The sequence below is a fragment of the Caulobacter segnis genome (assembly GCF_003243465.1).
Lineage (GTDB): Bacteria > Pseudomonadota > Alphaproteobacteria > Caulobacterales > Caulobacteraceae > Caulobacter > Caulobacter segnis_A.
This window is the reverse complement of the sequence record NZ_QFQZ01000121.1, coordinates 1-8,938: the sequence shown is the minus strand read 5'-3', so window position 1 is coordinate 8,938 and position 8,938 is coordinate 1. Positions and strand designations below refer to the sequence as shown.

Below are 8,938 nucleotides of genomic sequence, written 5' to 3'. Positions count from 1 at the left end.
GACGCTTCACGTTCATCAGACACTCCTCTCCAGCTCCGAAAAGCTAGCATGGGTGTCCACTGAAACGAGGGAGGATCAGATCCGACGCTCAAGATCGAGAAGCTGTGCGGCGACAGTCGCGCGTCGACGCCCGACGCTGTAGCCGCCGAGCAGGAACGCCGGGGCGATCGCGCCCTCCCGGACGTACTGATCAAAGCGCCGCTCATGGATCGCCTCGGCGATCTTCGGCGGTAGGCCGATGGCGCGGACATAGTCCAATCGCTCCATCAATGCGCCCATGTTGAGAGCGCTAGGGGTCTCGGGCAGATCACGCAACCAGGCCAGCGCCGACTTTCCAAGCTGTTGGTCATTGACGAGCAGCTGATCCAGCGCCGCAAGCTGCGCCTCTGATAGGCTCGCCAGAAGATCGACGGCAGACTGTCGCCTGGCCTGGGCGCGCCCTGCCAGGCTAACGCGCTCGATGGTGTCTGGCGAGGGCAAGGCGACGCCTTGGCGGCGAAGCTGCGTCATGACGGCTTCGACAATCGGTCCGCCCTTGTCGGTCGACCGCGCCGCGTCGGCAGCGATAGCGATCGCCAATCGCAGGTCAGTGCGGCTGAACGGGCGAAGGCCTAGGCGCGCCAAGATCGCCGCATGGTGCGCGCTTCGGGTCGGAACCCGAGCGCCGTAAAGGGACATAGCCTCTGGTGGAACGTGGATCTGCTCGGCGATGAATTTCAGAAGGGTCGGCGCGACCGTTTGGCTCCCAGTCCAGCCGAACCCGGGATGCCGCACGAGCGCCAGCTGCACGGCGGCCCCAAGCTTGTTGGCTGGTCGCCGTCGCTCCTCGATCCAGTCCAGCTTTTCTAGAGACAGGGTGTAGCGGGTGGCGATCTCGCGATCACTGGTCGGTGGCTCGAACAGCCGTCGACGTTCCTCTCCCGTCAGCAAGCTTCGCCGCGCCATCGGATCGCCTCCGCCGCCTTTTGCGGCGGCTCAGAATTCAAGAAAAACGAGACGCTGACCAGCCTTAGAGAAAACAATAGCTTGAGCGGCTCATATTATAGTCTCATAATAGGGCATGATTTACGGCTATGCGCGGGTCTCCACGGACGGGCAGGGCGTCTCGGCGCAAATCGATGAACTTCGCTTGGCCGGTTGCCATAAGATCTTCCAAGAGGTCGTCTCCGGGGCGCGAGCTGATCGAGCCCAACTAAAACGGGCGATCGCCGCGCTTGACGCCGGCGACATCCTGTTGGTCACGCGCCTCGACCGGCTTGCGCGCTCGACGCGCGACCTGCTCAACATTCTGGCGGCGATAGCTGAGAAGGGGGCTCAGTTTCGATCCATGCGCGACGCCTGGGCGGATACCACGACCGCGCACGGGCGCCTTATGCTGACGGTTCTCGGCGGCCTTGCCGAGTTCGAGCGCGAACTGATACGGGCGCGGACATCTGAAGGGCGGGCGCGGGCCAGGACGCGAGGCGTAAAGCTTGGCCGGCGCTACAAGCTTTCAGCTGACCAGCGCGCTTTCGTCGCGACTCAGCGCTCAAAGGGCGAAAGCACGCGCCATCTGGCTAAGGTCCTTGGCGTTAGTCGCGCAACGATCGGCAGGATCGCGCCGGAGAGAGACGCGTAGGGTGGCGGCGCATTGGGCGTCAACCGCTGATCGAGAAGTGCTCGGGCCCCGTTTTTGTCCGCGCCTTTGCCTGGGGCTGTCTGGCTCGATGGTTAAGTCGCGGCCCCAACCGGTTTTACCGACAGCAAGGACGGGGCGAATGCCCCTCTCCCAGCGGCGCTTAGGTTAGGCGCATTTCGAAGCGTCGTGAGACCAAAGCGACGTGGCCGCCATTTATGGTTTCCGATCGCGGCTGTCTCGCGCATATTCCAAAGCGTGATCGTGCGGGGGCGTACATGAACAAAGACCACCTAGCTCGGCAGCCTAATCCTGTCGATTTGCACGTTGGCATGCGGATCCGCGCGCGCCGCAAAAGCCTTGGCCTTAGCCAGGACAAGTTGGCGATGGCCTTGGGTCTTACATTCCAGCAAGTGCAAAAATACGAACGCGGCGCTAACCGCATCAGCGCCTCGAAGCTTTATGAAGCCGCCAGAATCCTTGGTGTCCCGATCCCTTTTTTCTTCGAGGGGCTGCCGGTGTTGGTCGACGATGACGCCGCGCACTCGGCTGGACAGGGCCTCGGAGACGCCTTCACCCGGTTCATGGCGACCCAAGGCGCGCTCGAGCTGGCCGAACTCTTTCCCCGGATCTCCAACGCCAAGATCCGCCGCCACGTGGTGGGCATGTGCAAGGCGATCGCTGATGTAGGGGATCAGAATGCCAAGGTCGCATGATCTTGGGCGGATTTCCCGCAGGCGCAGTGTGGAACCTTAACTACAGGCATGCGCCCGGCCGAAGACACCTGCGCACCAGACGAGGCCAACATGCGCGCCGGCGTGCGCATCGCGACAGACTATGTGTTGCGCTGGACGGTGACGGCGTTACGCAAACACGATGGCGATATCCTTGAGGCGCTGGTGCTGGCTTGCCTCTCCTGCGCCGACACGCCAATCCTCGGCGCCGAACACGGGCTGCGCCCGCTGAGGATTAATCAGGTCGCCGCCTCCTTGCATCTGCCTATGGAGACAGTTCGGCGACGCTTCATCGCCCTCCAGGATAAGGGGTTCATCCGGCAGACCAAAGAGGGATACGTCATCGCACCCCTGGAGCGTGACGCCTCGCTCGAACAGGCGCTCGCCCATCTCCCCCAAATCCGCCGCCTTCTTCGCGAACTGGCCGCCGTGGGGGTAAAAGTTTAGAGCTTTGACCCTTTCGAGCAGCGCTGTTGCGCCGACGCGCGAGGACCCAGGCTTAGTCGGCCAGGCGTAATCGGCGATATGAAGACTTTACGAACCCTGCCCGCTTGTGGCCTGTCGCTCTAACGCCAGCGCTGGAGCGATCATGCCGATCCGTCGACTTCGTCATCCCGCAACGCTTTTGATCGCGGGCTTCACCCTCCTAGGCGTGGTCGTCCTGGGCGCGCTCGTTCTGACCGAGGCCCAGAGGCGCACCGATGCATGGGTGCGCCATTCCATGCAGGTGCAAACCACGCTTTGGCAGCTTCGCGCGAACGTGCAGGCCGCTGAGACCGGGCAGCGCGGCTATCTCGTCTCGGGCGTCGAAAGCTACTTGAACTCCTACCAGGCGGCGCTTTCCGATATGGAACCGCTTATGGGACGCTTGACCAGCCAGGTCGCGGATAACCCCCGCCAGACGGCTTCGGCCGCGCGGCTCCATGGGTTGATCCAGCAGCGCCTGCGGATCCTGGCGCGAGGGGTCGCCTTGCGCCACGATAAGGGGTTCGAAGCGGCGCGGGACTACCTGCTGGTCAACCGCGGCGATGCCTTGACCGAAGAAATCCGTCGGCAGGTGGCGGGGATGATCGCCGAGGAAGCCCGTCTCCTGGACGTTCGCCAGGATCGTGCGGCGGCGACGCGCACCGCGCTCCAGGCCTCCCTGGTGCTCGGTTTCCTGGGACTGCTTGCTCTGACCTTGACGGCGGTGAGGGCGGCCAACGGCCAGCTCAGGGCGCTGCAAGAAAGCCGAGACGAACTCTCAAGCGCCAACGACCGATTGACGGCGGAGGCTGTCGCGCGGGAAAAGGCCGAATCCCAGGTTCGGCAAATGCAGAAGATGGAGGCCGTCGGACAGCTCACGGGCGGCATTGCTCACGACTTCAACAATATGCTCTCGGTGATCATCGGCAGCCTGGAGATCGCCAAGCGCCGCCTGCGCGGTGAACCCGACCGAGCCGAGGCGCGCATCGACAACGCCATGGACGGCGCCCAGCGGGCGGCGAGCCTGACCGCGCGATTGCTGATCTTCTCGCGACAAGCGCCGCTTGAGCCGCGTCCGCTTGAGCCGACAAAGCTCATCAGCGGCATGTCTGACTTGTTGCGCCGCACGATCGGCGAGCAGATGAATATCGAGGTGGTGCTTGGCGGCGGCACCTGGCCCGTGCACGCCGATCCCCAGCTGCTGGAAAACGCCATTCTCAATCTTTGCGTCAACGCGCGCGACGCCATGCCCGACGGTGGCAGACTGACGATCGAGACCTCGAACACCTCGCTTGACGAGGCCTACGCTCAAGGCAATCTGGAAGTCGTTCCGGGACAGTATGTGCTGATTTCCGTCACCGACACCGGCACGGGCATGGCGCCCGAGATCGTCGATCGCGTGTTTGAACCCTTCTTCACCACCAAGGAGGTCGGGCGGGGGACGGGCCTTGGGCTCAGCCAGGTTTTTGGGTTCGTCAAACAGTCGGGCGGCCACATCAAAATATACTCAGAAGTGGGGGTGGGCACCTCGGTGAAGCTTTACCTGCCGCGCTATCTCGGTGAGGCCACAGCCGCCGCGCCGTTCACGCCACGACCGGTATCACCGCGCGCCAGGCCAGGCGAGACGATCTTGCTCGTGGAAGACGACGAAAACGTCCGCAAGACCACGGGTGAAGCGCTCCAGGACCTGGGCTACGGCGTCGTCTTGGCGGCGACAGGCGAAGATGCGATCGCACGCTTTGACGGAGCCTCGCGCATTGATCTGCTGATGACGGACATCGTCATGCCTGGCATGACCGGGCGCGTCCTGGCCGATAGGCTCAGGAGCGATCATCCAAACCTGCACGTGCTTTACATGACCGGCTATACGCGCAATGCCGTCGTCCACAACGGCGTCCTCGATTTTGGCGTCGCCTTCCTCCAAAAGCCCTTCACCCTCGAGCAGCTGTCGCGAAAGGTTCGTGACGTTCTCGACGGGGGCGGTGTCAACCGCCCCGCTCCCTGAGCGCCGAAGCCGCTCCGACGAGCCTCATCATCAATGTAGCTTGCAAGCTGCACGGGAGCGCGCTTTTCTAAACACTAGCGTCGGGGGCTCTGTTGGGAGACGACGCTTTGACATCGACTGCTTGCGATCTAGACGCCCGAGGCGCTGGGGGCGGGGACGCCGCGGAGGCCGCCAAGGGCGCCGCCCTATCACCCTTGCCCCCGCAGGCCGCCCTCGAGGCCCTACTGGAGCCGTCGACGGCTTTCCCCCCGGGGCTCGCCTTGCCGTCCGCCCCCACTTGCGCGTTCCTGCTGGAGGCGGGGTGGGCGTGTTTGGCGCGCCGGAGCTCTGGCGGCCTTCAGGTGAACCGTTGGCGCTGTGCGGCAGCCAGCCGCCAACGCCATCGTGCGAAAGGCGCATCGCGCCCGCGCCACGAGTAGCGAATGGAAGACATCCAGGCGAATGACGATTTTTGATCCGGACGCCGTCGCGCGCCGTACCCATTTCAAAGAGGCGCCCTGCGGGGTGCAACGAGCTGCTAGCCGCGATCTGACATGAATGCACGATGTTTGGAAATCTTCTTAGCGGGCGCGCCCAACGGCGCGCCCGCTGAGAATCCTACCCATTGACGTCGCCGTCGTCAGGAAGGACGCGTCTCGATCCAATGCCGAACATCGGCAAGCCATCCCGCGACACGCTGCTTGGCTTCCGCCTCGGTCACTTCGTAGCGGGCCCGGACGCGATCAGCCACTTCGTCGGCTTCGGCCTCCACCGCGGCGATACGCAACGCCCAGGTCTCTTGGGCTTGGTGGGCGCTAAACTTCGCGGCTGACCAGCGCTCCGCCATCACCTCTTCGAAACGGGCCCACTGTGCGGCGATCCGCGCCTCCGGAAGGACTTCGCTGCGCCAACGTTCCCAGGCGGCTTCAGCATCATTCCGAGCGAGGCCAAACTCTTTTTGGAGGTGTCCAACGATTTCAGTCGCGCTGCCTTTGATGACGCCGTCCCAATCATGCGCGACTTCGGACCACCGGCGCTTTATCGCGCCTGACATGATCTTCCACTGCCCCTCGATCTGATCCTTGTTCATCGACACGCTCCTCACGAAACTCGGCCAGCGGCGAATGCACGCGGCCTCACCAAAACTAAAATAAAAATCTAGAATGATTCCTCTAGAACGAGCATGTTGCAAAATGCCTTAAAGACGGCGAACTAAAGATAGAATGATCTGCAAGAACGACTCTGGCGCATGATTGCGCGGCTATCGGGCTCGAGCGCGCGCCCCGCTCGACAGGCGCGCGGTCATGCACGGCGCGAAACGCTTCTCGACGCCGCTGCGGACATCGTCAGCCACGAAGGCTTGGCCCTATTGACCCTTCCGCTCGTCGCCCAGCGCGCGGGCGCTTCAACCGGGTCGATGTATCATTTCTTCCAGGATCGCGATCAGCTCCTGACCGCCTTAGGCGAACGACATAGCCAAGCGCTCGGCGCCCTGATCGAAAACGTTCTGGAGCCAACCGAAGCAGAATGGCGCGCCATGTCGCCGCCCATGGTGATCGACAGGCTGTTTGGTCGCCTGTTCGCCTACATCAGCGACCATCGCGACGCGCTCGAAATCCTCCACGAGAGCGAAACCGAACTTGCTCGAACCTTCCAGGACACGCTCGAACGCGTTCTTTGTTTGCGATTGGGCGAGGCAGCCGGAGTCAGCGTTAGTCCGGTCTTCTATGCCGTCGCCTATGGCACGGTTCTTCACGCCACAAAGGCCTTGCCCGGACAGTACGGGCAAATCATTGGCGCGCTTCCAGAGGTCCTGTCGGCCTATCTCATCACATTGACTGCCCAGCCCTCCCCTACCGAGCGCTGATCATCGTCACATCTCAGCTGCCCAGCCACTTAGACCGCATGCGAGATCGGACCCTCGGCGCGGCCTTCGACGAACTGGCGGACATAGGGGTTGTCGGTCGTGCGCAGCTCGGCGGCCGGCCCGCGCCAGATGATCTTGCCCCCGTGCAGCATGGCGATCTCGTCGCCGATGGTCTGGGCCGAGGCCAGGTCGTGGGTGATCGACACGGCGGTCGAGCCCAGGCGGCGCACCTGGTGGGAAATCAGCTCGTTGATGGCCGCCGCCGTGATGGGATCCAGGCCGGTGGTCGGTTCGTCGAAGAACAGGATCTCGGGCTGGGCGACGACGGCGCGGGCCAGACCCGCGCGCTTCTGCATGCCGCCCGACAGCTCGGACGGGAAGCGGTCGGCGACGTCGGGGGACAGGCGCACCTGCTCCAGGGCCTCGATGGCGCGCTCGCGGGCTTCCTTGCGCGGTACGCCGTCGGCGTTGATCAGGCGGAAGGCGACGTTTTCCCAGATGGTCAGGCTGTCGAACAGGGCCGCGCCCTGGAACAGCACGCCGACCCGCGAGAACAGCTTGCGGCGGGCGCCTTCCGACAGGGTGACGGTGTTCTTGCCGTCCAGCTCGATCTTGCCGGCGTCCGGGCGCATCAGGCCGAGCGCAGTCTTGATCGTCACCGACTTGCCCTGACCGGAGCCGCCGATGATGACCAGCGATCGACCCGGCGCGACCGACAGGTCAAGGCCGTCGAGAACCGCGCGGCCCTCGAAACGCTTGCTGACGCCCTTCCAGGCGAGTTTCGGGATCACGTCGGTCATGAGGCGTGGGTGAAGAGAGTGGTCAGGAGATAGTCGGAGGCGAAGATCAGGATCGCCGAAGAGACCACGGCGTGGGTCGTCGCCCGGCCGACGCCGCGCGCGCCGCCCGAGGCGTTGTAGCCGTGATAGCAGCCCATCAGCGCGACGATGAAGCCGAACACGGCGGCCTTGATCAGGCCCGAACCGATGTCCCACAGCTGCAGGAAGTCCAGCGTGTTGCGGATGTAGATGGAAGGGCTGAAGTCCAGCACCCGCGTGGCGACCAGCCAGCCGCCGGCGACGCCGATGGTGTCGGCCACGGCGGCCAGCAGTGGCATCATCAGGACGCTGGCCAGCAGGCGCGGACCGACCAGGTAGCGGAACGGATCCGTCGACAGGGTGCGCATGGCGTCGATCTGCTCGGTCGCGCGCATGGCCCCGATCTCGGCGGCGATGGCGGCCGAGACGCGGCCGGCCAGCATCAGCGAGGCCAGGACCGGGCCGAGCTCCCGGGTGATGCCCAGGGCCACGATCTGCGGCATCACCTGCTCTGCGTTGAAGCGACCGCCGCCGGTGAAGATGTTCAAGGCCAGGGCCGCGCCGGTGAAGATGGCGGTCAGGCCCACCACCGGCAGCGAGAAGAAGCCGATCGCCACGAACTGGCGCCACAGCTGGCTGAGGAACCAGGGCGGGGTCAGGGCGGCGGCGACGCCGCGCACCGCGAAGACGCCGACGGCGCCGACCATGCGTACGGCGGCCAGGGTCGAGCGACCCAGCACGCGGACAGGATTGGTGGCGACCTTCCGGGCCGCCTCGGCCGCGGTCACGTCAGTAGCTCGCGGCCGGGGCCGAGGCCGCCGGCGCCGCGGGAGCCGCCGCCGCGTCCGAACCGCCGCCCTGCGGACGGATCACCGAGCCGATCAGGCCGAACAGGTCGACCGCGCCCTGGGTGTTCTCGATCTGGCCGCCCGGCTTGAGGTCATCCATGGCCGCGCCCGGGGCGATCGAGACGTGGGCGCCGCCCAGGATGCCGTCGCTGGTGATCTTGGCGGTCGAGTCGGTCGGCAGCTTGACGGTCGGGTCGATCGACAGCTTGGCCACGGCCAGGAAGGTCTTCGGCTCCAGCGTGATCTGCGAGACCGTGCCGACCTTGACGCCGGCGACGCTGACCGCCGCGCCCGGCGACAGCGAGCCGGCCTCGCCGAACTTGGCGCTGATCTCATACTCGCCGCGCTTACTGTGGACGCCGCCCACGCTCAGCGAATAGGTCAGGAACCCCGCCGCCAGGGCGAGGACGACGACGCCCATGGCCGTCTCGGCCCATTGTTCGCGCAAAGCCAAATCCCCTCTTGTTCTCTTCAGGTCCCGGTCGCTCTTAGCGGCGACCAGAGGAGCCCGAACCGCCCTTTTGCAGCTGGTTGATCAGCACGTCGATGTTGCCGCCGGCGTTGTCGATCGTCGAGACGAAGTCCTGCTGCTGGGTGATGGCCAGCC

At 64.7% G+C, this 8,938-nt stretch carries 10 protein-coding genes and 1 pseudogene; 5 read left to right on the top strand and 6 right to left on the bottom strand.

Annotated elements, in window-relative coordinates:
* Positions 1-75: 75 nt before the first annotated feature.
* On the bottom strand, positions 76-930 hold the full coding sequence (locus DI526_RS22270; protein ID WP_304282894.1) for a DUF4158 domain-containing protein: 855 nt from the start codon (positions 928-930) through the stop codon (positions 76-78).
* Positions 931-1,060: 130 nt separating this feature from the next.
* On the opposite strand from DI526_RS22270, the gene DI526_RS22265 reads away from it, so the two are divergent.
* The 4 genes from DI526_RS22265 (at position 1,061) to DI526_RS22250 (ending at position 4,819) form a co-directional block, all read left to right on the top strand.
* Positions 1,061-1,618, top strand: a complete 558-nt coding sequence (locus tag DI526_RS22265) for a recombinase family protein (protein ID WP_304282891.1) — start codon at positions 1,061-1,063, stop codon at positions 1,616-1,618.
* A gap of 275 nt (positions 1,619-1,893) precedes the next feature.
* A complete protein-coding gene (locus tag DI526_RS22260; protein WP_304282889.1) occupies positions 1,894-2,331 on the top strand; it encodes a helix-turn-helix domain-containing protein in 438 nt (145 codons plus the stop codon).
* Positions 2,332-2,421: 90 nt separating this feature from the next.
* Positions 2,422-2,796 carry a hypothetical protein gene (locus DI526_RS22255; protein WP_066682040.1) on the top strand — a complete coding sequence of 125 codons (375 nt, stop codon included), beginning with the start codon at positions 2,422-2,424 and terminating at the stop codon, positions 2,794-2,796.
* A gap of 142 nt (positions 2,797-2,938) precedes the next feature.
* Positions 2,939-4,819 (top strand): CHASE3 domain-containing protein, encoded by a 1,881-nt coding sequence (locus tag DI526_RS22250; RefSeq protein WP_304282886.1) that lies wholly within the window; start codon positions 2,939-2,941, stop codon positions 4,817-4,819.
* 619 nt (positions 4,820-5,438) lie between these two features.
* On the opposite strand, the gene DI526_RS22245 is transcribed toward DI526_RS22250, so the two are convergent.
* Positions 5,439-5,888, bottom strand: a complete 450-nt coding sequence (locus tag DI526_RS22245; protein WP_304282884.1) for a hypothetical protein — start codon at positions 5,886-5,888, stop codon at positions 5,439-5,441.
* 159 nt (positions 5,889-6,047) lie between these two features.
* Here DI526_RS22245 and DI526_RS22240 point away from each other — a divergent pair, with 159 nt between their 5' ends.
* Positions 6,048-6,665 carry a TetR/AcrR family transcriptional regulator gene (locus DI526_RS22240; protein WP_304282881.1) on the top strand — a complete coding sequence of 206 codons (618 nt, stop codon included), beginning with the start codon at positions 6,048-6,050 and terminating at the stop codon, positions 6,663-6,665.
* Positions 6,666-6,694: 29 nt separating this feature from the next.
* Here the strand turns inward: DI526_RS22240 and DI526_RS22235 are convergent, their stop codons facing one another.
* The 4 genes and pseudogenes from DI526_RS22235 to DI526_RS22220 form a co-directional block, all read right to left on the bottom strand.
* Positions 6,695-7,465: an ABC transporter ATP-binding protein gene (locus DI526_RS22235; RefSeq protein ID WP_304282879.1), complete on the bottom strand. Its 771-nt coding sequence runs from the start codon at positions 7,463-7,465 to the stop codon at positions 6,695-6,697.
* Positions 7,462-8,271, bottom strand: a complete 810-nt coding sequence (locus DI526_RS22230) for an ABC transporter permease (protein ID WP_304282876.1) — start codon at positions 8,269-8,271, stop codon at positions 7,462-7,464. Before DI526_RS22230 ends, DI526_RS22235 begins: the two co-directional genes overlap by 4 nt.
* Position 8,272: 1 nt before the next feature.
* Positions 8,273-8,785: an outer membrane lipid asymmetry maintenance protein MlaD gene (gene mlaD, locus DI526_RS22225; protein ID WP_304282873.1), complete on the bottom strand. Its 513-nt coding sequence runs from the start codon at positions 8,783-8,785 to the stop codon at positions 8,273-8,275.
* 34 nt (positions 8,786-8,819) lie between these two features.
* Positions 8,820-8,938, bottom strand: a pseudogene (locus DI526_RS22220) (ABC transporter substrate-binding protein); the annotation flags it as partial.

Coding starts and splice junctions, on each gene's coding strand:
- DI526_RS22265 (WP_304282891.1), top strand. CDS start 1,061: ATGATTTACGGCTATGCGCGGGTCTCCACGGACGGGCAGGGCGTCTCG.
- DI526_RS22260 (WP_304282889.1), top strand. CDS start 1,894: ATGAACAAAGACCACCTAGCTCGGCAGCCTAATCCTGTCGATTTGCAC.
- DI526_RS22255 (WP_066682040.1), top strand. CDS start 2,422: ATGCGCGCCGGCGTGCGCATCGCGACAGACTATGTGTTGCGCTGGACG.
- DI526_RS22250 (WP_304282886.1), top strand. CDS start 2,939: ATGCCGATCCGTCGACTTCGTCATCCCGCAACGCTTTTGATCGCGGGC.
- DI526_RS22245 (WP_304282884.1), bottom strand. CDS start 5,888: ATGAACAAGGATCAGATCGAGGGGCAGTGGAAGATCATGTCAGGCGCG.
- DI526_RS22240 (WP_304282881.1), top strand. CDS start 6,048: ATGATTGCGCGGCTATCGGGCTCGAGCGCGCGCCCCGCTCGACAGGCG.
- DI526_RS22235 (WP_304282879.1), bottom strand. CDS start 7,465: ATGACCGACGTGATCCCGAAACTCGCCTGGAAGGGCGTCAGCAAGCGT.